General features: G+C 71.8%; 21 protein-coding genes. 12 read left to right on the forward strand and 9 right to left on the reverse strand.

From position 1 onward, the window contains the following. Positions 1 to 75: 75 nt before the first annotated feature. The 3 genes from RGE_RS16740 to RGE_RS16750 all read right to left on the reverse strand — a co-directional run bounded on the left by RGE_RS16740 (position 76) and on the right by RGE_RS16750 (position 5,124). A complete protein-coding gene (locus RGE_RS16740; RefSeq protein WP_014429630.1) occupies positions 76 to 1,650 on the reverse strand; it encodes a methyl-accepting chemotaxis protein in 1,575 nt (524 codons plus the stop codon). 192 nt (positions 1,651 to 1,842) lie between these two features. Continuing rightward, entirely contained in the window at positions 1,843 to 3,369 is a 1,527-nt protein-coding gene (locus RGE_RS16745) for a BCCT family transporter (RefSeq protein ID WP_014429631.1), read from the reverse strand. 201 nt (positions 3,370 to 3,570) lie between these two features. Then, on the reverse strand, positions 3,571 to 5,124 hold the full coding sequence (locus RGE_RS16750) for a methyl-accepting chemotaxis protein (RefSeq protein WP_014429632.1): 1,554 nt from the start codon (positions 5,122 to 5,124) through the stop codon (positions 3,571 to 3,573). Between the two features lie 463 nt (positions 5,125 to 5,587). Here RGE_RS16750 and RGE_RS24935 point away from each other — a divergent pair, with 463 nt between their 5' ends. From RGE_RS24935 to gloA, 9 genes are all read left to right on the forward strand, one after another. Beyond that, positions 5,588 to 6,253 (forward strand): TonB family protein, encoded by a 666-nt coding sequence (locus RGE_RS24935; RefSeq protein ID WP_043784227.1) that lies wholly within the window; start codon positions 5,588 to 5,590, stop codon positions 6,251 to 6,253. Positions 6,254 to 6,348: 95 nt separating this feature from the next. Further along, the gene (locus RGE_RS16760; RefSeq protein WP_014429635.1) at positions 6,349 to 7,161 is read left to right on the forward strand and encodes a MotA/TolQ/ExbB proton channel family protein; all 813 of its coding nucleotides are present in this window, start codon (positions 6,349 to 6,351) and stop codon (positions 7,159 to 7,161) included. A gap of 96 nt (positions 7,162 to 7,257) precedes the next feature. Continuing rightward, positions 7,258 to 7,698, forward strand: a complete 441-nt coding sequence (locus tag RGE_RS16765; RefSeq protein ID WP_014429636.1) for an ExbD/TolR family protein — start codon at positions 7,258 to 7,260, stop codon at positions 7,696 to 7,698. Between the two features lie 11 nt (positions 7,699 to 7,709). After that, positions 7,710 to 8,135: an ExbD/TolR family protein gene (locus RGE_RS16770; protein WP_014429637.1), complete on the forward strand. Its 426-nt coding sequence runs from the start codon at positions 7,710 to 7,712 to the stop codon at positions 8,133 to 8,135. Between the two features lie 106 nt (positions 8,136 to 8,241). Next, on the forward strand, positions 8,242 to 9,438 hold the full coding sequence (locus tag RGE_RS16775; RefSeq protein WP_014429638.1) for a hypothetical protein: 1,197 nt from the start codon (positions 8,242 to 8,244) through the stop codon (positions 9,436 to 9,438). A gap of 79 nt (positions 9,439 to 9,517) precedes the next feature. Continuing rightward, positions 9,518 to 10,492, forward strand: a complete 975-nt coding sequence (locus RGE_RS16780; protein WP_014429639.1) for an MBL fold metallo-hydrolase — start codon at positions 9,518 to 9,520, stop codon at positions 10,490 to 10,492. Between the two features lie 190 nt (positions 10,493 to 10,682). Continuing rightward, on the forward strand, positions 10,683 to 12,332 hold the full coding sequence (locus RGE_RS16785) for a methyl-accepting chemotaxis protein (protein WP_014429640.1): 1,650 nt from the start codon (positions 10,683 to 10,685) through the stop codon (positions 12,330 to 12,332). A 103-nt stretch (positions 12,333 to 12,435) separates the two neighbouring features. Continuing rightward, complete coding sequence (locus RGE_RS16790) at positions 12,436 to 13,224, forward strand: SDR family NAD(P)-dependent oxidoreductase (protein ID WP_014429641.1); 789 nt, start codon at positions 12,436 to 12,438, stop codon at positions 13,222 to 13,224. A 30-nt stretch (positions 13,225 to 13,254) separates the two neighbouring features. After that, positions 13,255 to 13,671, forward strand: a complete 417-nt coding sequence (gloA, locus tag RGE_RS16795) for a lactoylglutathione lyase (protein ID WP_014429642.1) — start codon at positions 13,255 to 13,257, stop codon at positions 13,669 to 13,671. Positions 13,672 to 13,708: 37 nt separating this feature from the next. Here gloA and RGE_RS16800 read toward each other — a convergent pair whose 3' ends face one another. Then, positions 13,709 to 14,341 carry a bifunctional 4-hydroxy-2-oxoglutarate aldolase/2-dehydro-3-deoxy-phosphogluconate aldolase gene (locus tag RGE_RS16800; RefSeq protein WP_014429643.1) on the reverse strand — a complete coding sequence of 211 codons (633 nt, stop codon included), beginning with the start codon at positions 14,339 to 14,341 and terminating at the stop codon, positions 13,709 to 13,711. Then, the gene (gene edd, locus RGE_RS16805) at positions 14,332 to 16,146 is read right to left on the reverse strand and encodes a phosphogluconate dehydratase (RefSeq protein ID WP_014429644.1); all 1,815 of its coding nucleotides are present in this window, start codon (positions 16,144 to 16,146) and stop codon (positions 14,332 to 14,334) included. The genes RGE_RS16800 and edd overlap by 10 nt, the downstream gene beginning before the upstream one ends. Positions 16,147 to 16,324: 178 nt before the next feature. Between edd and RGE_RS16810 the strand changes: the two genes are divergently transcribed. Beyond that, on the forward strand, positions 16,325 to 17,038 hold the full coding sequence (locus RGE_RS16810) for a gamma-glutamylcyclotransferase (RefSeq protein WP_014429645.1): 714 nt from the start codon (positions 16,325 to 16,327) through the stop codon (positions 17,036 to 17,038). On the opposite strand, the gene RGE_RS16815 is transcribed toward RGE_RS16810, so the two are convergent. Then, on the reverse strand, positions 16,927 to 17,529 hold the full coding sequence (locus RGE_RS16815) for a nucleotidyltransferase family protein (RefSeq protein WP_014429646.1): 603 nt from the start codon (positions 17,527 to 17,529) through the stop codon (positions 16,927 to 16,929). The genes RGE_RS16810 and RGE_RS16815 overlap by 112 nt on opposite strands. Before the next feature lie 158 nt (positions 17,530 to 17,687). Here RGE_RS16815 and pdxH point away from each other — a divergent pair, with 158 nt between their 5' ends. Continuing rightward, positions 17,688 to 18,320 (forward strand): pyridoxamine 5'-phosphate oxidase, encoded by a 633-nt coding sequence (pdxH, locus tag RGE_RS16820; protein ID WP_014429647.1) that lies wholly within the window; start codon positions 17,688 to 17,690, stop codon positions 18,318 to 18,320. 94 nt (positions 18,321 to 18,414) lie between these two features. On the opposite strand, the gene RGE_RS16825 is transcribed toward pdxH, so the two are convergent. The 3 genes from RGE_RS16825 to RGE_RS16835 are packed head-to-tail and all read right to left on the reverse strand — an operon-like array spanning position 18,415 to position 20,155. After that, on the reverse strand, positions 18,415 to 19,092 hold the full coding sequence (locus tag RGE_RS16825) for a DUF799 domain-containing protein (protein ID WP_014429648.1): 678 nt from the start codon (positions 19,090 to 19,092) through the stop codon (positions 18,415 to 18,417). Then, positions 19,089 to 19,481, reverse strand: coding sequence for a DUF4810 domain-containing protein (locus RGE_RS16830; protein WP_014429649.1), 393 nt, complete (start codon positions 19,479 to 19,481; stop codon positions 19,089 to 19,091). Before RGE_RS16830 ends, RGE_RS16825 begins: the two co-directional genes overlap by 4 nt. Continuing rightward, positions 19,478 to 20,155 (reverse strand): CsgG/HfaB family protein, encoded by a 678-nt coding sequence (locus RGE_RS16835; RefSeq protein ID WP_014429650.1) that lies wholly within the window; start codon positions 20,153 to 20,155, stop codon positions 19,478 to 19,480. The genes RGE_RS16830 and RGE_RS16835 overlap by 4 nt, the downstream gene beginning before the upstream one ends. Before the next feature lie 273 nt (positions 20,156 to 20,428). Between RGE_RS16835 and RGE_RS16840 the strand changes: the two genes are divergently transcribed. After that, the gene (locus RGE_RS16840) at positions 20,429 to 23,035 is read left to right on the forward strand and encodes a LuxR C-terminal-related transcriptional regulator (protein WP_014429651.1); all 2,607 of its coding nucleotides are present in this window, start codon (positions 20,429 to 20,431) and stop codon (positions 23,033 to 23,035) included. The last annotated feature ends 116 nt before the right edge of the window (positions 23,036 to 23,151 follow it).

Consider the following 23,151-nt stretch of genomic DNA (forward strand, 5'->3'; position numbering starts at 1 on the left):
TGATCGCAAGATCAGCGGCTTTTTCGTTTCCGGCTCGCCGCAAGAGCCGCCGCCAGGCGGCCCGCGGCGCGGGGATCAGGCGAGCGCTCGTGCCGCCGCGGCGTCGAGCTTGAAGATCGACACCACGCGCGCCAGCTGCTGCGCCTGCACCTTCAGGCTCTCGGCCGCGGCCGCGCTTTCTTCGACCAGCGCCGCGTTCTGCTGCGTCACCTGGTCCATCTGGCCGACGGCGTCGCCAACCTGCTGGATGCCGGTGCTCTGCTCCGACGTCGCCGAGCTGATCTCACCGACGATGTCGCTGACGCGCCGGATCGAGCCGACGATCTCGTCCATCGTCTGGCCGGCCCGGTCGACCAGCGACGAGCCCTGCTCGACCTGCTCGACGTTGCGCGTGATCAGCGCCTTGATCTCGCGCGCCGCCTCGGCGCTGCGCTGGGCAAGCGTGCGCACCTCGCCGGCCACCACGGCGAAACCGCGGCCCTGCTCGCCGGCCCGCGCCGCTTCGACCGCGGCGTTGAGCGCCAGGATGTTGGTCTGGAAGGCGATGCCGTCGATGACGCCGATGATGTCGCCGATCTTGCGGCTGGAGTCGCTGATGCCCTCCATCGTCGTCACCACCTGGCCGACGACCTCGCCGCCCTGCGCCGCGACCTGCGCCGCGGCCCGGGCGAGCTGGTCGGCCTGGCGGGCGTTGTCGGCGTTGTTGCGCACCGTGCTGCTCAGCTCGTCCATCGTCGCCGCGGTCTGCTGCAGCGCGCTGGCCTGCTCCTCGGTGCGGCTGGAGAGGTCGTGGTTGCCGTGCGCGATCTGCGTCGACGCGGTGACCACGCTGTCGCTGCTGGAGCGCACCGTGCCGACGATCTGCGACAGCTCCTCCTTCATCGTGCGCAGCGCGGCCAGCAACTGGCCGATCTCGTCCTGGGACGTGGCCTCGACCTGCACGCCGAGGTCGCCGGCGGCCACGGCCCGCAGCGCGACGACCGCCCGGTCGACCGGGCGCGTGATCGAGCGCGTGATCAGCAGCCCGCCGGCGGCAGCCAGCAGCATCGACAGCACGGTGGCGCCAGCGACGATGGCGATGGTCCAGGCGTAGGTGCGTGCCGCCGCGTCGACGTCGTCCTTGGCGGCGTGCAACTGCAGCTCGATGAGCTCGGCGATCTTGGCGCTGATCGGGTCGACGGTGTCGTACATCGCGCCGTTGAACTGCGCGAGCTGGCCGGCCACCGGCCCCGACAGCGGCTGCAGCGTCTTCTTCACGCGCTCGATGTCGGCGTCCGCCGGGCCGAACAGCCGCTCGGCGTCCTCGGCCAGCCGCGCTTCGGCGGGCGTCATCGTCGTGCTCTTGTAGTCGCGCCAGGACTTCGCGATGAGCTCCTGCGCGCCTCCCAGCGCCTGGAGCGCGTCCTGCGCCGGCAGACGCCCGGCGTTGGCCTTGTTGACGGTGTCGATCACCTTGACCGCGTAGGCGTCGGCGATCAGCTTGAGCTGCTGCAGCGGCACGACGCGGTCGCCGTAGATCGACTCCAGCCGCGCCTGGGTGTTCTGCAGGCTTCGCAGACCGACGGCGCCGGTGATGGCGAGCAGCAGGACGAGGCCGAAAAAGGCCACGCCTAGACGAACCCCGATGCGGGCATCACGCAAGAACTTCATGAATCGACTCGACGGCTTTGGCGTTGTGGGGGGGGTGTCCGCCGGGGCTCGGGGCGATTCCCCAGCGGTCGTCCTTGCCATCGGTCTTCTGCATCCGGTTCTTGAACCGCGAACCGGTTTCATTTCACGCTCGGCCGGATTGGAGCGCCCCCGCGCCCGTCGCCCGGAGGGCGCGGGGCGTCGGGGCCCGGGTCACGCGGCGCCGCCGCCGACCATCGTGCGCAGCCGCCGGCGCAGCTCGCGCTCGCGGCGCTGTTCGGCCAGCCAGTCCTCGCGCACCGCACGCCACAGCGCCACGGCCATCAGCACGATGACCAGCGTGAACGGCAGCGCGAAGACGATGGTCGCCGTCTGCACCGCCTTGATGCCCCCCGACAGCAGCAGGCTCGCGGCGATGCCGGCCACCAGCAGGCCCCAGACGAGCTTCACGCGCGCCTTCGGGTCGGGGGCGCCCTTGGAACTCATGATGCCCAGCACCAGCGTCGCCGAATCGCCCGAGGTGACGAAGAAGACCAGCACGAGCAGCGTCGCGACGACCGACATCAGGCCGCCCAGCGGCAAGGCCTGGAGCATCGCGAACAGCGCCGTCGAGACGTCGGCCTGCACCGCCGCGGCGATCGGCGCGCGGCCGAAGATCTCCAGGTTCAGCGCCGTGCCGCCGAAGACCGCGAACCAGGCGATGCCGGCCAGCGTCGGCGCGAACACCGTGCCGAGCACGAACTCGCGGATCGTGCGGCCGCGCGAGACGCGCGCTATGAACAGGCCGACGAACGGCGACCACGCGATCCACCAGGCCCAGTAGAAGACGGTCCAGCTGCCGATCCAGCTGCTGTCGCGGAACGGCGTCATGCGCAGGCTCATGCGCACGAACTCGCTGACGTAGGCGCCCAGCGTCGTCGTGAAGGTGTCGATGATCGCCACCGTCGGCCCGACGAGGAACACGACCAGCGCCAGTGCCGCGGCGAGCAGCAGGTTGGCGACGGACAGCCACTTGATGCCGCGCGTCACGCCGCTGAGCGCCGAGCCGATGAACAGCGCCGTCGTCACGGCGATGATCGCCATCTGCGGTCCGATGCCCACCGGCAGACCGAAGACGGCGTTCAGGCCGCTGTTGATCTGCAGCGCGCCGATGCCCAGCGACGCGGCGACGCCGAAGGCGGTGGCGATGACGGCCAGCACGTTGACCAGCGGCGACAGCAGCCGCGCGCCGCGCCAGGGCAGCGCCTCGGTGGCCGAGCTGATCAGCGGCGCGCTGCCGCGGCGGAAGGTGAAGAACGCGATCGCCAGCGCGACGACGCTGTACACCGCCCACGGGTGCAGCCCCCAGTGGAAGAAGGCGTAGCGCATCGCGGCGCTGGCGGCTTCGGGCGAGCGTGGCGCCACGCCCGGCGGCGGCGACAGGTAATGCGACAAGGGCTCGGCGACGCCCCAAAAGACGAGCCCGATGCCCATGCCGGCGGCGAACAGCATCGCGAACCAGGTCGGGCGCGAGAACTCGGGCTCCTCGTCGTCGGCGCCCAGCTTGAGGCTGCCGTAGCGCCCGAAGGCGAGCAGCGCGCAGACGACGACGAGGCCGAGCACGACCCACAGGTACAGCCAGCCGAAATGGACGGTGATGTAGGCCAGCGCGCGGTCGAAGACCACGCCCAGCGAGGCCGGGGCGACCAGCCCCCAGGCGACGATCGCGGCGATCAGGCCGGCGGACACGAACAACTGCATCGGATGGGTTCCTCCTCTCGGTGTCGGCCGCGTGCTGCCGCGCACGGGCTCCGGACAGAGGAACGATGCAGGACGGAAGACGACGCAGCCGGGGCCGTGGCGCAGCGCTGGCGCGCCGCGCGGCCCGGTTTGGAAACGGGATGTGTCCTGAAGGAGTCGGAAAGCGGCGCCCGAGTTCCGTGGCGCCGCTGCCGCCGCGGCTCAGGCGCCGGCGACCTGGAATCGCGCGACCTGGCCCGACAGCTGCGCGGACTGGTCCTCCAGCGCCTTCGACGCGGCGCTGGACTGCTCGACGAGCGCCGCGTTCTGCTGCGTCATGCGGTCCAGCGCGGCCACCGCGACGTTGACCTGCTCCAGGCCGTCGCTCTGCTCGCCGGCGGCCGCGCTGATGCGGCCGACGAGTTCGGCGACGCGCCCGACCTGGCCGACGATGTCGTGCATCGTCGTGCCGGCGTCGGCCACCAGACGCGAGCCGGCCTCGACCCGGTCGACCGAGGCGCCGATCAGCGACTTGATCTCGGTGGCCGCCTGAGCGCTGCGCTGCGCCAGCGCGCGCACCTCGCCGGCGACGACGGCGAAGCCGCGGCCCGATTCCCCGGCACGCGCTGCCTCCACCGCGGCATTGAGCGCCAGGATGTTGGTCTGGAACGCGATGCCGTCGATGACACCGATGATCTCGGCGATGCGCGTCGAGCTGGTGTGGATGGCCTGCATCGTCGTCACCACTTCCTGCACCAGCTCGCCGCCACGGGCGGCGACGCCGGCGGCCTCGGCGGCGCAGGCATCGGCCTCGTGCGCCGCCTGCGCCGACTGGCGCACCGTGCCGGTGAGCTGCTCCATCGACGCCGCCGTCTGCTGCAGGTTGGCGGCCGACTCCTCGGTGCGCTGCGACAGGTCGCGGCTGGCCGCGGCGATCTCGCGGCTGGCGCCGAGGATGCCTTCGGTGCCCGTGTGCACCGCGCCGACGACGCTGCTCAGCGACTGGCGCATCGCCTCCAGCGTGCGCAGCAGGTCGCCGAACTCGTCGCCGCGCATCGACGGCACCGGGCGCGTCAGGTCGCCCGAGGCGATCGTGTTCGCGACGCCCATCGCCTCGAGCAGCGGGACCTGGATCGAGCGGCGCAGCGCGATCGTGCCGAGCACCGCCGCGCCGATGACGGCGGCGATCAGCGCGCCGGCCACGCCGACGATCCGGAGCCGCTCTGCGAGCACGCGCTCGCGCACCGCGTCGGCGTTCGCACGCTGGCTGGCGATGAACTCGCGCACCGAAGGGATGAAGATGTCCATGGCCGGCAGGAAGCGCGTCTCCAGCACGGCACGCGCGCCGGCGTTGTCACCGCGGTGCTTGAAGTCCGAGATCGCCAGGGCCGCGGCGCGCGCGGCGGCGTGCTTGACGTCGATCGACTTGAGCATCGTCCTCTCGGCCTCGGTCGTCGCCAGAGCGTTGATCTGCGGCTTGATGTCGGTCTTCATCTTCTCGACGTTGGCTTCGTTGAGCGGCAGGATGGCCGCGTGCACGGCGGGCTCGGTGCTCAGGGCTGCGGCGTACTCGCGCCCGATGTTCACCTCGACCAGGTGCAGCCAGGCGTTGGCGAGTTCGACCTTGCGCTGGGCAACCGAGATCGACTGCTCGGCCTCGATTTCCGACATGTACAACCATCGGCCGGCAATGCCGACGACGGTCACGACGAGGAGCGCGAATGTGCCGACGAACAGCCACAGGCGCTGGCCGACACGCAGGGAGTTGAGCTTCATGTGCTGTGCTTTCCGATGGGCGACGCTCCAGTCGCCGCGGGCGTGCTGAGGGAAACACCCGCACAAGCCGCCCGCTGGTGCCGCGTCGCTGAACGACAGCTTCGACGGCACGCCCGAGCGCCTTGAGATGCGCAGCACCGGCAATGTCAACGCTTGACATTTGACGCCGACTTTTGCGGCCGCCGAGGCCCTGCTCGAAACGCAAGGAAGCAAGCGCGCGGAACGCGCATCCCGAGGCCCGGCGCCCCGTTAGGATGCTGGCCCCGAACTTGCAACGGGCTACCGGAGCGCAAACCAGCGACTCGGAGCCAGGGCAAGCCCCCGGCCGGGGTCGCTTGACTTTCGCGCTATAGTCCCGCGCTTCGCGGTCGACCAGGCCGCCTGCGGTCCACGAGGCCGCGTGAGAAGTTGGTCGCGGGTTCCGGCTCCGAATGGCGGAGCGGGAACTCCTGGAGGATTCTGAGTGGATTACGCCCAGCAACAACGAAACCCGGGCAAGCACGCCGTTGGGATCGGCATCGTTCTAGCCCTGCACCTGCTGCTCGGCTGGGCCCTGATCTCGGGTCTCGCGCAACGCATGGTCGAGGTCATCAAGGCCCCGATCGAGACCAAGATCATCGAGGAGGTGAAACCGCCGGAGCCCCCGCCGCCGGAAAACCTCCCGCCGCCGCCGAAGTTCGCGCCGCCGCCGCCGTCGTTCGTGCCGCCGCCCGAAGTCAACGTGAACCCGCCGCCGACCCCGGCGCCGACGATCACGACGACCACGGTCGCCCCGCCGCCGCAGGCCGTCACGGTCCAGCGCGCCGTCGAGGCGCCGCCGGCGCCGCGCAACGCCCGGCCGACGATCATCAGCGCCCGTTCCTGCGCCCCGACTCGCGAGGACTATCCGCCCGCGGCCGTGCGTGTCGAGGCCACGGGCACGACGAAGGTCCGGTTCAGCGTGGACGCGAACGGTCGCGTCTCCGGCTCCGAACTGGTCCGCTCCGCCGGTCCGTCGCGTGAGCACAAGCTGCTCGACCGCGTCGCGATCAGCAAGCTCAGCCAGTGCCAGTTCAAGCCTGGCACCGACGAGCACGGCAACCCCGTCGGCGGGCAAGCCGAAGTCGAATACGTCTGGAACCTCGAGTAGCGAGGCAACCTGTTGTTGCGTCTCGCCGCGTGCGCGCGGCGGCGCTCTTACCCACGTGCGGCGGTGCGCCGGCGTTCTTTCCCCTTGGAGGCACGATGTCCTTGATGAAACTGATGCGATCGTCGCTCGTGGCGATGATGGTCGCGCTGGTCGCCGCGTTCGGCACCCAACCCGCCCTCGCCCAGGCCGACACCGCCGCGCAACCGGCCGCGACGGCGCCGGCCGCGGCCGCAGCCACCGAACATGAATCGGTGGACAACCCCTACGGCCTGCAGGCCCTGTGGCAGCAAGGCGACTTCGTCGCCAAGGGCACGCTGATCATCCTCGTGATCATGTCGATGGGCAGCTGGTACATCATCTTCACGAAGCTCTACGAGCAACGTTCGATGATGAAGAGCGCGCGCCAGTCGGCCGACGCGTTCTGGAAGGCCGGCTCGGTCAAGACCGGCCTCACCGCGCTGGAAGAAGGCTCGGCCTTCCGCTACATCGCCGAGTCGGGCATCAAGGCCAGCGATCATCACGAAGGCACGATGGTCGAGACCATCGACAAGCACACCTGGGTGACGATGAGCGTCGACCGCGCCGTCGGCAACATCCAGAGCCGCCTGACCGACGGCCTGGCCTTCCTGGCGACCGTCGGCTCGACCGCTCCGTTCGTCGGCCTGTTCGGTACCGTCTGGGGCATCTACAACGCCCTGGTGCGCATCGGCATCAGCGGCCAGGCCTCGATCGACAAGGTCGCCGGCCCGGTCGGTGAAGCGCTGATCATGACCGCCATCGGTCTGGCCGTCGCCGTGCCGGCGGTCATGGGCTACAACTGGCTGATCCGCCGCAACAAGGCCGTTCTGGATCAGGTCCGCAGCTTCAGCGCCGACCTGCACAACGTGCTGATCGCCGGCAAGCGCTGACGTGATGCCGACCGGCTGCCGCCGCCGTGACAGCCGTGCCCCCGGGCACGGCCGCGCACGCGGGGCACGGCAGCCGTCGTCCTCCAGGAGATCGCGATGGCGATGCAAGTAGGCCCTGCCGACAACGGCGGGGAGGAGCAGCTCAACAGCTCGATCAACACCACGCCGCTGGTCGACGTGATGCTGGTGCTGCTGATCATCTTCCTGATCACGATTCCCGTGGTCACCCAGTCGATCAAGCTCGAGCTGCCCAAGGAACGCAACATCCCGCTGCAGACCAAGCCGGAGAACATCGTCATCGCGGTCAACCGCGACGGCGAGATGTTCTGGGGCATCGAGCGCCTTCCGGACATCGAGACGCTCGTGAACCGGTTGAAGGTCGAATCGGTCAAGGAACCGCAGCCCGAGGTGCACATCCGCGGCGACGGTGACGTGCGCTACGAATCGGTCGGCCGCGTCGTCGTGGCCTGCCAGCGCGCCGGCATCTTCAAGGTCGGCTTCATCACCGAGCCGCCGGCTGGCGTCGCGGCGCGCTGAGGAGAACAACCATGGCCATGCAAGTAGGTTCCGCCGCCGAAGACGACGTGATGGTGGACATCAACACCACGCCGCTGATCGACGTGATGCTGGTGCTGCTGATCATGTTCATCATCACCATCCCGATCCAGACGCACGCGGTGAAGATGAACATGCCGACGCCGAACAACGCGGCGCCGCCGCCGCAGCCGCCGGAGATCATCCGCATCGACGTCGACTTCGACGGCACGATCGCGTGGAACGGCGAGATCGTGCCCGACCGCGGTGCGCTCGAAGGCAAGCTGGCGACGGTCGCCGCCGCGGCCGACCAGCCCGAGGTGCACCTGCGCCCGAACAAGCTCGTGACCTACAAGGTCGTCGCGATGATCATGGCCAGCGCCCAGCGCCTGGGCGTGACCAAGATCGGCATCGTCGGCAACGAGCAGTTCCTGAATTGATCCACCCCCGCAGCGGCTGCGAGGTCCCGTTCGTCCGGGACGGCGCGCCGCTGTTTTTCATCGGGCGTGCCGTTTGCTGGACGGGCCACGCCGAGGAATCCAAGAGATGAAGACCAAGCTGCGTACCGTTGCCCTGTGCCTCGTCGCTGCCGGCTGGCTGTCCGTCGCCGGGGCCCAGGGGCTGCGTGCCGAGATCGGAAAGCCGCTGCAACAAGCGGGTGAGCTGCTGAAGGCCGGCAAGGCGCGCGAGGCGCTGGCCAAGGTTCGCGAAGCCGAGAGCGTCGGTGGCCGCACCGCCGCCGAGCAGCAGACCATCGACCGCATGAAGGCCGCCGCCGCCCAGCGTGCCGGCGACTACGCCGCCGCCGCCCAGGCGCTGGAAGCGCTGGCCGCCAAGGCCAGCGGCAACGAACTCGGTCAGCTCGCCGAACAGCTCGCCGCTGCCTACGCCCAGCTGCGCAACAACGCCAAGGCCACCGAGTGGCTGAACAAGGCGGTGGCCGCCGGCAACAACAGCGCCACGGTCAAGCAGCTCCAGGGCTATCTGCAGTCGGCCAGCGGCGACTACAGCGCGATCGCCCGCGACGCCGGTGCCGCCGTCGCCGCCGCCGAATCGGCCGGCCGCAAGCCCGAGGAGAGCGACCTGCTGCGCCTGGCCGACGCCCAGCAGCGCACCGGCAACACCAACGGCTACGTCGGCACGCTCGAGAAGCTGGTCACCTACTACCCGAAGAAGGACTACTGGACGGCCTACCTCGGCCGCCTGCAGCGCCGCAGCGGGTTCGCCGACCGTTTCGCGCTCGACGTGATGCGCCTGAAGCTGGCCACCGGCACGCTGGGCAAGACCGACGAGTACATGGAGATGGCCCAGCTGGCGCTGCAGGCCGGGCTGCCCAACGAGGCCGTGCGCATCGTCGAGCAGGGCTACAAGACCGGCGCCCTGGGCACCGGCGCCGAAGCCTCGCGCCACCAGCGCCTGCGTGACCTGGCGCAGAAGCAGGCGGCGCAGCAGAAGGCGGACATCGCCGGTCAGGCCGACGCGGCGAACGCCGAGAAGACCGGCGACGACCTGGTCAAGGTCGGCTTCGCATACGCCTCGATGGGCGACGCCGCGAAGGGTGCGACGCTGATCCAGAAGGGCATCGCCAAGGGCGGCCTGCGCCGCCCCGAGGACGCCAAGCTGCGCCTGGGCCAGGCCCAGGCCCAGGCCGGCCAGAAGGCCGCTGCCGCGCAGACGCTGCACGGCGTGAAGGGCAACGACGGCGCCGCGGACATCGCGCGCCTCTGGCTGGCGGCGCACTGAGGCCGCTGCGGCCCGCCGAAGACGGGCCGCCACCACGGCTTCCCGCGCTGCGGGGAGCGGCCGCGCCGACAATCGGCGCATGACCGCTCCCGCCCTCCCCTCCTTCGTCGAGCCCTGCGGGCACGACGTCTACGCCGTCGACACCGGCTTCCACCGCCCGCGTTTCGACGCCGCCTACCTCGTGCTGCACGCCGGCCGCGCGGCCGTCGTCGACGCCGGTACCAACCACGCGGTGCCGCGCATCCTCGAGGCGCTGGCGGCGCTGGGCCTGGCCCGCGACGCCGTCGACTGGGTCATCCCGACCCACATCCACCTCGACCACGCCGGCGGCGTCGGCCTGCTGATGCAGGAGCTGCCCGCAGCGCGCGTGATGGCCCACCCACGCGCCGCACGCCACCTCGTCGACCCCTCGCAGATCTGGGCCGGCGCCACCGCGGTCTACGGCGAAGCCGAGATGCAGCGCAACTACGGCACGCTGGTTCCGGTGCCGGCCGAACGCGTGGACACCAGCGGCGACGGCCTGCGGCTCTCGCTGGCCGGGCGCACGCTGGAGTTCGCCGACACCCCGGGGCACGCCCGCCACCACCACTGCATCTGGGACGAGGCCTCCCAGGGCTGGTTCACCGGCGACACCTTCGGCCTGTCGTACCGCGAGTTCGACACCGCGCACGGCGCATGGCTGCTGCCGACCTCGACGCCGGTGCAGTTCGAGCCCGAGGCCTTGCGCGCTTCGGTCGAACGGCTGCTCGCCCGCACGCCGCGCGCGATGTACCTGACGCACTACGGCCGCGTCGACGAGGTGCCGCGCCTGGGCGCGCTGCTGCTGGCGCTGCTCGACGAGATGGTGGCGCTGGGCCGCCGCGTCGCCGGCCTCGGCGAGGCCCGCCATGCCGCGCTGTGCGAGGGGCTGGCCGCGATCTACCGCGACAGCCTGGCCCGGCACGGCTGCACGCTGGCCCCGACGGCCGTGCAGCAGTTGCTGGCCCTGGACGTCGAACTCAACGCCCAAGGCATGGCGATCTGGCTCGACCGCGAAGCCGGCACGAAGCGGTAAGAAACCGCAACAAGGCTCAAGCCCGGGGGCCTTTGGCCGACCCCCGGGCCGCAATTGACGGCACCGGTGAAATCGCCAAAATCAAGCCGCGATTCGCACACTTTTTCGCGCACGTATCAGTCATCGCATCTTTATCGTAGCGATTCTGGACCGATTCCAGAAACCATACTGATGACCAGCGGAGGCCCCGATGCGCGTGAACCTGCCTGTGAGCGACCAGGAGTATCCGTTCCCGGCGGGTGAGACCCTCGTCTCGACGACCGACCTGAAGGGCCGGATCGTCTACTGCAACCCGGCCTTCATCTCGGTGAGCGGCTACGTCAAGGACGAGCTGCTGGGCCAGCCGCACAACCTGATCCGCCACCCCGACATGCCGGAGGAAGCCTTCCGCGACATGTGGGCCAGCATCGGCGCCGGCCAGCCCTGGTCGGCGCCGGTGAAGAACCGGCGCAAGGACGGCCGCTACTACTGGGTCATGGCCAACGTGACGCCGCTGATGCGCGACGGCCACCCGGTGGGCTACATGTCGGTGCGCACCGAACCGACGCGTGAGGAAGTGCGGGCCGCCGAGTCCTTGTACGCCCGGATGCGCGCCGAGAAGGCCGCCGGCCGCGTCACGCTGCGCCTGGAGGCCGGCACGCCCTATCGGTCGACGCCGATGGGCCGGATCAAGCGCCTGGCGCGCCTGCGCCGCCACCTGCCGCTGGTGCTGGCCACGGCGCTGCTGGCCGGCGGCAGCGCGCTGGTCGGCCATTTCCTTGGCTGGTACGCCGTGCTCGGCTGCGTACTGCTGGGCAGCACGGCCGGGGCGGCGCTGCTCGCCCGCCTGGTACTCGCGCCGCTGGCGCCGCTGCTGGGCTTTGCCAACCGCATGGCCGCCGGCGACCTGACCGAACGCCTGCCGGCCGGCGGCGACGACGGCTTCGGCCGCCTGTCCAAAGCCCTGAACCAGCTCAACGTGAACCTGCGCTCGATCGTGCGCGACGCCCGCAACGAGATCGACCACATGCGCGGCGCCACCTGCGAGATAGCCAGCGGCAACCAGGACCTCTCGAGCCGCACCGAGTCGCAGGCCGCCAACGTGCAGCAGACCGCCTCGTCGATGGAGGAGATCACGAGCACCGTGCGCCAGAGCGCCACTGCGGCGTCCGAAGCCGCCAAGCTCGCCGCCGAGGCCGCCGGCGTCACGCGCCGCGGCAGCGAGGCCGTCGAGGAGGTCACGCGCACGATGCAGGTCATCAGCGAGTCTTCGCGGCGCATCGGCGAGATCATCAACGTCATCGACGGCATCGCCTTCCAGACCAACATCCTGGCGCTCAACGCCGCCGTCGAGGCGGCGCGTGCCGGCGAGTCGGGGCGCGGCTTCGCCGTCGTCGCCGGCGAGGTGCGTGCGCTGGCCCAGCGCTCGGCCACCGCGGCACGCGAGATCAAGCACCTGATCGTCGACTCCACCGAGAAGGTCGACGCCGGCAACCGCCTGAGCAGCGCCGCCCGGGCGACGATCGCCGAGGCCGTGGAAACCGTCGAACGGGTCGGCGGCGTCGTCGCCGGCATCAGCCACGGCGCCGACGAACAGCTGCAAGGCATTTCGCAGATCAACACCGCGGTCTCGCAGCTCGACGGCATCACGCAGCAGAACGCCGCGCTGGTCGAGCAGATCGCCGCCGCCGCGCTGCAGCTGCGCGCCAAGGCGAACACCGTGACCGAGGCGGTGCAGCTGTTCCACCTCGACGCCGGCGGCGGTGCATCGGCCCAGCCGGTCGATGCCGTCGCGCTGCGCCGCGCCGCGCGCGGGCACTCGCACGCCGCGAAGGTCGCAGAAGAAGTCTGCGCCGGCTGAGAGCCGCCGCCACCGCGGCCGCAGGGGTCGTCGCGCTGCGGCCCGGGAGGCGTGCTTACACTGCGGGCCCGTCGAACCCGCCGCGGCCCGGCCGCCCGTCCCCATGCAGCAAGGCGTTCATTACGGCCTCGATGGCCGCGTCGTCGTCATCACCGGCGCCTCGCAAGGCATCGGCGAAGCCTGTGCCCGCCGCCTCGTGCGCGACGGCGCCGCGGTCGCGCTCTGGGACGTGGCCGATGCGGCCGGCGAGCGCCTGGCCGACGAGCTGACGGCCGCCGGCCACCGCGCCGTCTACGCCCACTGCGACGTCTCGAAGAAGGCCGAGGTCGACGCCGCGCTGGCGGCGACGCTGACGGCCTTCGGCCGTGTCGACGGCCTGGTCAACAACGCGGGCATCTTCAAGGCCGCCGACTTCCTGGAGGTCAGCGAAGCCGACTGGGACGCGGTCATCGCCGTCAACCTGAAGGGTTCGTTCCTCGTCGGTCAGGCGGTGGCGCGTGAACTGGTCAAGGCCGGCGGCGGCGCGATCGTCAACATGAGCTCGGTCAACGGCCGCCTGACGATCCCGTCGATCGCCAGCTACAACGCCAGCAAGGGCGCGATCGACCAGCTGACGCGCGTGATGGCCTTGTCGCTCGCCGACCGCGGCGTGCGCGTCAACGCGGTGGCCCCGGGCACCATCGCCACCGAGCTGGCGAAGAACGCGGTGCTGACCAGCGACGAGGCCAAGGCGCGCATCATGAGCCGCACGCCGATGAAGCGCCTGGGCGAGCCGGCCGAGGTCGCCGACGTCTGCGCCTGGCTGCTGTCGGACGCCGCCAGCTACGTCACCGGCGAGATCGTCGTCGTCGACGGCGGCCGCATGACGCTGAACTACACCGTGCCCGTCTAAGGGCGGCCCGGCTGCGGGAAAATCGCCCGCATGAGACTGCTCCACACGATGCTGCGCGTCGGCGACCTGCAACGGTCGATCGACTTCTACACGAAGGTCATGGGCATGACGCTGCTGCGCACCAGCGAGAACGCCGCCCACGGCTATTCGCTCGCCTTCCTCGGCTACGGCTCGAATCCCGAGCACGCCGAGATCGAGCTCACCTACAACCACGGCGTGTCGTCGTACGACCTGGGCACGGCCTACGGCCACATCGCGATCGGCGTGCCCGATGCCTACGCGGCCTGCGACAAGATCCGCGCCGCCGGCGGCAACATCACGCGCGAGCCCGGCCCGGTCAAGGGCGGCACGACGGTGATCGCCTTCATCACCGACCCGGACGGCTACAAGGTCGAGCTGATCCAGCGCGCCGAGACGGCTGCGCCCGAGGACTCGCTGCGCGCCTGACGCGCGCACCGGCGGCCGCCAGGCCGCCGGGTCGATCTCAGCTCTCGCGCAGCGCCTGCGCGGCGCGCGCCAGCCGGGTGATCTGCGCCCAGTCGCCGGCGTCGATCGTCGCCTGCGGCGACAGCCACGAGCCGCCGCAGACCTTCACGTTCGGCAGCGACAGGTACTGGCGCGCGTTTTCCGGCGTCAGGCCGCCGGTCGGGCAGAAGCCGATGTCCGGGAACGGCCCGGCCAGGGCCTTCAGCATCGGGATGCCGCCGGCCGCGGCGGCCGGGAAGAACTTCAGGAAGTCGTAGCCGTCGGCCATCGCCGCCAGCACCTCGCTGGGCGTGGCCACGCCGGGCAGCAGCGGCAGCTCGATCTGGCGGCAGGCGCGGCCGATCTCGCTGGTGTAGCCGGGGCTGACGGCGAACCGCGCGCCGGCCTCGCGCGCCGCCTGGGCGTCGGCGACGCTGCGCACCGTGCCGGCGCCGACCAGCGCCTCGGGCAGCTCGCGCGCGATGCGGCGGATCGCTTCCAGCCCGGCCGGCGTGCGCAGCGTGACCTCGAGCACCCGCACGCCACCGGCCAGCAGCGCTTCGGCCAGCGGCAGCGCGTCCTCGACACGCTGGATGACGATGACCGGGATGACGGGTCCCGGGGCGGCGAGTTCGATCGGTTTCAGAGCCATGTGACGGCGCCCTCCTCGGCGCTGCGGGCGTTGCGTCGCATGCCCGCGAACAGTTCGCGGCCCAGGTTGTGGCCGTTGGCCGCCGCCTGGTCCGGGGTGATGGTGGCCGGCGTGCGCGCGGCCCATTCGGCCGGGTCGACCAGCGCTTGCAGGGTGCCGGCGTCGGCGTCGACACGCAGCAGGTCGCCGTCGCGCACCTTGGCCAGCGGCCCGCCGGCCAGCGCCTCGGGGCTGACGTGGATCGCCGCGGGCACCTTGCCCGAGGCGCCGCTCATGCGCCCGTCGGTGACCAGCGCGACGCGGTAACCCTTGCCCTGCAGCACCGCCAGCGGCGGCGTCAGCTTGTGCAGCTCGGGCATGCCGTTGGCGTGCGGCCCCTGGAAACGCACGACGGCGACGAGGTCGCGGTCGAGTTCACCGGCCTTGAACGCGGTCTGCAGCGATTCCTGGTCGTCGAAGACCCGCGCCGGCGCCTCGACGACGTGGCGATCGGCCGGCACCGCCGAAACCTTGATGACCGCGCGGCCCAGGTTGCCCTGCAGCAGCTTCAAGCCGCCGGTCGGCGAGAACGGCGCGTCGGCCGGACGCAGGATCGCGGCGTCGCCGCTGGCGCCCACCGGCGTCCAGGTGACAGCGCCGGCCTCGGTGGCGGCCGGCCGCGTCGCGTAGCGCTCCAGGCCGGGGCCGGCGATGGTCGCCACGTCCGGGTGCAGGCAGCCGGCGCGCAGCAGTTCGCCGATCACGTAGCCCGGGCCGCCAGCGGCCTGGAACTGGTTCACGTCGGCGGCGCCGTTGGGATAGACACGCGCCAGCAGCGGCACCTCGGCCGACAGCGCGGCGAAGTCGCTCCAGTCGATCGTGATGCCGGCCGAACGCGCCACCGCCACCCAGTGGATCAGGTGGTTGGTGCTGCCGCCGGTGGCCAGCAGCGCGGCCATCGCGTTGACGATCGCACGCTCGTCGACGAGGCGGCCGATCGGCATGAAGTCGGCGCCCGGGCCGAGCGCCAGCACGCGGCGCACGGCCTCGCGCGTCAGCGCCTCGCGCAGGCCCTCGTGCGGGTGCACGAAGGCGGCGCCCGGCACGTGCAGGCCCATCGCCTCCATCAGCATCTGGTTGCTGTTGGCGGTGCCGTAGAAGGTGCAGGTGCCCGGGCCGTGGTAGGCGGCGGACTCGGCGGCCAGTAGCGCGTCGCGGCCGACCAGGCCTTGCGCGTACTGCTCACGCACCTTGGCCTTGTCCTCGTTGGCCAGCCCGGTGCTCATCGGCCCGGCGGGCACGAAGACCGTCGGCAGGTGGCCGAAGTGCAGCGCGCCGATCAGCAGCCCCGGCACGATCTTGTCGCAGATGCCCAGCATCAGCGCGCCGTCGAAGACGTCGTGCGACAGCGCGATCGCCGTGCCCATCGCGATCGTGTCGCGCGAGAACAGGCTCAGCTCCATGCCCGGCAGGCCTTGCGTGACGCCGTCGCACATCGCCGGCACGCCGCCGGCCACCTGGGCGCTGGCGCCGTGGCGCCGGGCCTCGTCGCGGATCACCGCCGGGAAGCCCTCGAACGGCTGGTGCGCCGACAGCATGTCGTTGTAGGCGGTGACGATCGCGACGTTGGGCGCGCGTTCGGCGACGACCCGCAGCTTGGCGTCGCCCGGCAGCGCCGCGAAGGCGTGCGCGACGTTGGCACAGCCCATGCGTTCGGCCCCGCGCGGTCGGCGCGCGAGGCGGTCCACGCGTTGAAGATAAGCCGCACGGGTGTCCGCGCTGCGTTCCCGGATGCGATCGGTGATGGCTTGGATGGCGGGCTTCATGCTGACCTCCGTCCGTAACCATAGCACCGAAAATGGGGTAACCCGGTTACATCGCGATTTCGTGAAGGGCTTCCCGGGGACATCGCCGAAAGGCCCGCGGCATCGTTATTGCAAGTCTTCGGCTGCCGACAATGAAGTCCATGATCCGGCTCTCGCGCCCAGCGGCGCGCTCGCACCCGTGAGCGATTGCCCGCACGACCCCGCCGCCCGGCTGGCGCTGCTGCGCGCGCAGTGGGGCGGGCGCGGCGACCTGTGGGTCTTCGGCTACGCCTCGCTGATCTGGCGCCCCGAGTTCGAGGCCGCCGAGCACCGCCCGGCGCTGGTGCGCGGCTGGCACCGCGCCTTGCGCATGCGCTCGCAGATCAACCGCGGCACGCCGCAGCAGCCGGGCCTCGTCTTCGCGCTGATGGCCGGCGGCGCCTGCCGCGGCTTCGTCTACCGCATGCGGCCCGAAACGGCCGAAGCCGAGCTGGAGCGCCTGTGGGACCGTGAGATGGTCGGCGGCGGCATCTACGACCCGCGTTTCCTGCCCTGCCAGACGCCGCAAGGCACGGTGCCGGCGCTGGCCTTCACGCTCAGCCGGCGCAGCGAGCACTACACGGGCCGGCTCTGCGACGAGGAGGTGCTCGCCATCCTGCGCCACGCGCGCGGCCGCTACGGCACGACGCTGCAGTACCTGGCCGAAACCGCCTGCGCGCTGCGCGAGCGCGGCGTGCGCGACCGCGAGATCGAACGCCTGATGCGCGTGGCCGTGAACGCCGGCCTCGTGCGGCCGGGCGATCAGCCGGCCGCGGCGCGGCGCAGCGGCCGGCGCAGCGAGTCCAGGTCGTCCTCGGTGTCGACGTCGACCAGCACGCCGTCGTCGTCGACCTCGACGCCCACCGCCGGATAACGCGCCAGCAGCCGGCGCGCGCCTTCGTCGCCTTGCAGCGACGCCAGCTCCGAATACAGCTCGGCGGCGAAACCGACCGGATGCCCGCGCCGTCCGCCGTGTTGGGCATAGGCCACCGCGTGCAGCGCGACCGACTGCGCGACCGCGGCCATCGTCTGCGGCCGCACACGCGGCATGTCGCCGGGCAGCACCAGCCAGCCGCCGGAATCGGGGCTGTCGCGCACGCCGGCGGCGATCGAATGGCCCATGCCGCGCTGGGCGTTGGCCTCGTCGAGCACCAGCAGGTCGCGCAGGCCGAGCTGCGGCAGCACCAGCGGCACCAGGCGCCCGGTGGTCACGACCAGCACGCGCAGCCCGGTCTGCAGCGCGTGCGCGACGGTGGTGCCGAGCACGGTCGAACCGTCGAGCGGCTGCTCCAGCTTGTGCCGCGTCGGGTGGAAGCGTGTCCCCTGCCCGGCAGCCAGCACGACGATCGTCGGGCTCGTGTTCATGGCGCTCGCCTTCCTCGTCGGCTCCCCGTGGCGCCAAGAATGGCTGCCGCGACGGGCGGCCGGCAGTGGGACGATCACCTACGGCGTTCCACGTAAGGGAAGCACCGCCTGGGCGGCGGCGGTGCCGGGCGCCGCGGGCCGCTTCCTATACTCGGTGCATGGATCTGGCTGCCCTCCGCAAGAGTTACGAGCGCGACGCGCTCGACGAAACCGCTTCCGACGCCGACCCGCTGCGTCAGTTCGAACGCTGGATGACGCAGGCGATCGACGCCCAGGTGCCCGAGCCGAACGCGATGACCGTGGCCACCGTCGGCGCCGACGGCCGGCCGTCGACGCGCGTCGTGCTGATCAAGGGCTTCGACGCGCGCGGCATCGTCTGGTACACGAACTACGACAGCCGCAAAGGCCGCGAACTCGCCGTCAACCCCTACGCCGCGCTGCAGTTCCACTGGATCGAGCTGGAGCGGGTCGTGCGCATCGAAGGCCGGGTCGAGAAGACCGAACCGGAGCTGTCGGACGCCTATTTCGCGTCGCGGCCGCTGGACTCGCGCATCGGCGCCTGGGCCTCGCCGCAGAGCCAGGTGATCCCGTCGCGGGCGACGCTGGTCGCCAACGCCGCCAAGTACGCCGCGAGCTTCGCGCTGTCGCCGCCGCGGCCGCCGCACTGGGGCGGCTACCGCCTCGTCCCGGACACCTGGGAGTTCTGGCAAGGCCGCAAGAGCCGGCTGCACGACCGGCTGCGCTACCGCCTGGACGGCGGCGCGTGGGTGCGGGAGCGGCTGGCGCCGTAAGCGCCAACGCTGCGCGGGGCTCGGCGCTCGCGCGTGAAAACAGCGCTCGGGCCTGAGTCCGGCGTGCAAGGCCTTCCGGCCTTGCACGCCGGACTCAGTCCTTGCCGTAGTTGGGGGAGCGGGGGCCGTAGAGCAGGCCGTTGGGCTTGTGCGGCGTGAGCAGGCGCGCGTCGGCCGTGCCGGCGTACTGGAAGCTGGAGTCCGACACCGTGTGCACGATCTGCTTGACCACCGCCTCGACCAGCACGCCGATCAAGCCGGCCTGGTTGCTGCTGTTCTGCTCGGCCGACGAGGCCTGGGCCTTGCCTTCCCACAGCACGCGGCCGCTGCGCAGGTCGACGATGCGGCCTTCGACTGCGACCGTCGTGTCGCTGCTGAGCACCTTGTAGGTCGTGCCGTACTGCGTCACCTTCAGGTAGACCGCGGCGTCGGCGCCGAAGATCTCGCGCAGCTTCTCGGTCGACACCTGCTGGATGTCGGCCGCCTGGGTCAGGCCGTTCTGCTTGAAGGTCTCGTCGACCAGGCCGACCGGCAGCACGTAATAGCCGGCCTCGGCCAGAGGCTGGGTGGCCTGGGCGAGCACGCCGTTGGTGGCCTTGACCTCGTTGGTGTTGTTCAGCGGCGGCAGGATCAGCATCGACGCCGGCCGGCTTTCCTTGAACGCGCTGTAGTCGTACGGCGCCGTCGTGGCGCAACCGCCGAGGGCCGCGGCAGCCAAAGCCGCGAGGGCCAGCCGCAGCGGACGTGCGGCAGGCAACAGGGACATCGTCATCGGGTCACCTCGGCAGGAGCGGCTTGTGCAGCCTTGGCAGGCTGCATGCGGCGCAACAGGAAGTTCATGTAGGCGGTCGACTCGGGGAAGGCCTGCTTCTCGGCTTCGAACTGCGCGGCGGCATCCGCGTCGCGCCCCAGGCGCAGCATCAGCAGACCGACGTGGGCCCGGAAGCCCGGGGGCAGCGCCGCCCCCTTTGCGCGGGCCTTCTCGGCCTGCTGTTCCAGCTGCTGCAGCTGTTCCTGCGGCCCGGTGTCGTCGGCATTCAGCGACTGGTACACCTGACGCTGGTAATCGCCCCAGTGATAGAGCTGCGGCGGCGCCGTGGCGCAGCCGGCCAGCGTGGCGGCCAGCGCGACGCCAGCCGCGGCAAGGAGACGACACTTCATCGGCGGGCTCCCGTGCGGCCCCACTGACCGGCGTCGACGCCGCTGACCAGGCGTTCCACCGCTTCGCGGATGGCCAGGTCCAGCACCTTGCCGTTGAGCGTGGCGTCATAGCTCGAGGTGCCGCCGAAACCGACGACCTCGCGCGTCGAGAGCTGGTACTCGCCGGCGCCCTGGGCCGAATACACGACCTCCGAAGTCGCGCTGTCGACGACGTTGATCGTCACCTTCGCGTAGGCGACCTGCGACTTGCCCTTGCCGAGCAGGCCGAAGAGCTGCTGGTCGCCCACTTCCTTGCGGCCGAACTCGGTGATGTCGCCGGTCAGCACGTAGTCGGCACCGCGGATCGTCTGCGATTGCGACTTGAACTGCGCCTCCTGGCGCGTTTCGTTCAGGTTCTCGCGATCGAGCACGTTGAAGCGCTGCGACTGCTGCAGGTGCGAGATCAGCGTCGTCTTGGCCTGGCTGCCCAAGCGATCGACGTTGTCGGTGAAGACACCGCGCATGAAGTTGGAGCGGTTGTCGAACTTGCCGATCGACACCGGCAGGCGCACGCCGACGTACGGCGCGGCGGCGGTGGACACCTTCGCGACCTCGACCGTGCGCGAAGACTCGGTCGCACAGCCGGCCAGCATGAACGCGGCGGCCAGCGCCGCCCATTGAATACGTGATGACATCGGTTCTCCCTCAGATGAACGGTTCTCGGACCGTCCGATCGAGTGTAACCAGCGGTCACCGTGGCGCCTTGATACGGCCCCGCAGCGCGCTCAAGCGTTGCCGTTCATCGCTCCGAGCGTGCATTTCGTCGCACTCCCGAGGCGCCGCACCCTCTCGCCACGCGACCATGCGCCATGGACAGCGCGGAAACCCTGTCGCGGACACTCCCGAGGCGCGGCCCCTGGCGCACGACGCAGAATCCGGCGTCCGCCGCCACCGGGGGGGTCCGCGGCATGAGTTTCGCCCGCACCAAGATCCAGCCGCCGCGGCCGCGCGCCGGTACCGCCGGCACCTGGATCGATCGCCCGGCGCTCGACGCCCGTCTTCTGGACGCCTTGCTCGGCCAGCGGCTGGTGCTCGTCTGCGCGGCGGCCGGCTACGGCAAGACGACGGCGCTGGCGCGCCAGCTCGCGCGGCTGCCGGCGGGCACCGCCGTCGCCTGGGTCTCGGCCGATGCCGACGACGACCTGCACCGCCTGCTCGAATGCTGGGTCGCCGCGCTCGAACCCTATGACCTGCCCTGGCGCACCGCGCCCGAGGCGCTGCTGGCGCGTGTCGACGACCCGCGCGGCCGCGCCCGGCTGGCCGCCGAGCTGCTCGACGCGCTCGAATCCTGCGAAGTCGAGCACGGCGTCATCGTCTTCGACGACCTGCACCGCGTCGCCGACGCCGCGTTCTTCGAACTGCTCGACGGCGTGCTCGAACGCCTGGGCCCGCGCTGGACGGTGGCCGTCGCGACGCGTGAAGACCCGCCGCTGTCGCTGGCCCGCTGGCGCGCCGCCGGCGAGCTGGCCGAGTTCCGCCGCCACGAGCTGCAGTTCGCCGCCGAGGAGGCCGAGGCCCTGGCCGGCGCGCTGGAAGCCGAGGGCCCGGGCGCGACCGCGCTGGTGGCGCGCACGCGCGGCTGGCCGGCCGGGCTGCGCCTGGCGCTGGCCCACGGGGCGCGCACGGCCGCGGCCGGCGAGCGCGCGATCCGCGACTTCCTCGCCGAGGAGGTGGTCGCGCCGCTCGCCGAGGACCTGCGCGCCTTCCTGCTGCGCAGCGCCGTGCTGCCCGAGCTGACCGCCGCCCGCGCCGCGGCCGTGACCGGTGACGCCCGCGCCGCGGCGCAGATCGAGCGCATCGAGCGCCTGGGCCTGTTCGTCAGCAGCCTGGAGGCCGCCGAGCCGACGCTGCGGCTGCACGACCTGTTCCGCGAGACCCTGCTCGAACGCCTGCGCCTCGAACACCCCGACGAATGGCCGGCGCTGTGGCGGCGCGCGGCCGCCGGCGAAAGCGACCCTGCGCGCCAGCTGCCGATGCTGCTGCACGCCGGCGACGTCGACGGCGCCGCTGCGGCCCTGCTCGCCCAGGCGCCGACGCTGCTGACCGAAGGCGCGCTGGCCACCGTCGCCCACCTGCTGGCGCTGTTCCCGGAGAGCTTCTCCGCCGCCTCGCCGGCGCTGCACGAGGTGCGTGGCCTGCTCGCCTGGGCGCGCTGGGACTTCCCGGCGATGCTGCAGGCCATGCGCGCCGCCGAACGCGGCTGGACCGAACGCGGCGAGGCCGACCGCGCGCGCGCCGCGGTCGCGCACCAGTCGCTGGCGCTGAACGCGCTCGGCCGCCACGTCGAGAGCGCGGCGCGGCTGGGGCCGCTGCGGCGCGAAGCGATGTCGCGCGACACACGCGTCGTGGTGCTCGTCGCCTGCACCTGGCACGCGCTGGACCTGGGTTCGCTGCACCGGCTGGGGCCGCTGCTCGACGAGCTGGTCGCGCTGCTGGAGAGCTGCGACGACGCCTCGCTCTGGTACCGCGCCCACCCGCTGCCGCGGCTCAACGGCCTGCCCGGCACCGAGGCCGCGCTGCAGCGCTACGTGCGCGGCGCGCTGCGCGTCGCCGCCGACCGGCCGCTGCCGCTGCGCGCGCTGGCGCGTGTGCAGGCCGGCTGGCACCACGCCTGGCAGCGCGGCGACCTCGACGCCGCCGAGAGCGAACTCGCCGCGGTGCTGGAAGACTGCCGCTGGCTCGGCGAGCCGGCCAACGTCGCCGGCAGCGCGCAGCTGCTGGCGGCTTTCGTGCACGCTCTGCGCGGCGAACGCGGGCCGGCGCTGGCCGCTGCCGAGCGCATGGTCGACGAACACCCCACGGCGCGCGGCCCGGCCTCGCTGTGGGTGCAGCGGCTGCACGCGGCGCGGGTCGCCGCACGCTTCGACGACCGCGAACGCCTCGCGCGCCACCTCGACTGGCTGCAGGGCCATCCGTCGGCCGACGGCTTCGCCGCCGCCGCCCAGGCGAGCCAGATCGAGGCCCTGGCCGGCCACGCCGAGCGGCTGCTGGGCCGGCGCGACGCGGCTGTCGCCTGCTGGAGCCGCGCGCTCGAATGCGAAGAGGCCGTCGACCGCCTGGGCCACGCCGTCGAGGTGCGGCTGTACCGCGCCGCGGCGCTGCTGGCCCAGGGCCGGCGCGAATCGGCCGCCGCCGAGGTCACGACCGCGGTGCGCCGCGTGGCCGGTGGTGCAGGCGTCGGCGCGGCGCTCTTCGCCCGCCCGGCGATCGAGGCCCTCGCCGCGGCCGACTGGGCCGGCACCCTGTCCGACGAAGCCCTCAGCGTGCTCGGCGGCTGGCTGGGCCGCGCCTTCGCAGCGCCGGCCGCCGCACCGGCCGCGCTGCCCGGCGGCCTCAGCGGCCGCGAATGGGAGGTGCTGGAACGCATCGCCGCCGGCGACAGCAACAAGCTGATCGCCCGCGCGCTGGACCTGAGCCCGCACACCGTCAAGCGCCACGTCGCCAACATCCTCGACAAGCTGGGCGCCGCCTCGCGCGGCCAGGCGGCGGCCTGGTACGCCGTGCAGCGCGGCTGACCCGCCGCCGATGGCCCGTCGTGGCCATCACGATGGCTCCTGCGGGCGATGGCGGCGCGGGGGCCGATCTCCAGACTTCGGTTCCACGCCGGCCGCAGGGCGCCGGCGACAAAGAG

It is taken from the genome of Rubrivivax gelatinosus IL144 (genome assembly GCF_000284255.1).
Classification (GTDB): Bacteria; Pseudomonadota; Gammaproteobacteria; order Burkholderiales; family Burkholderiaceae_C; genus Rubrivivax; species Rubrivivax gelatinosus_A.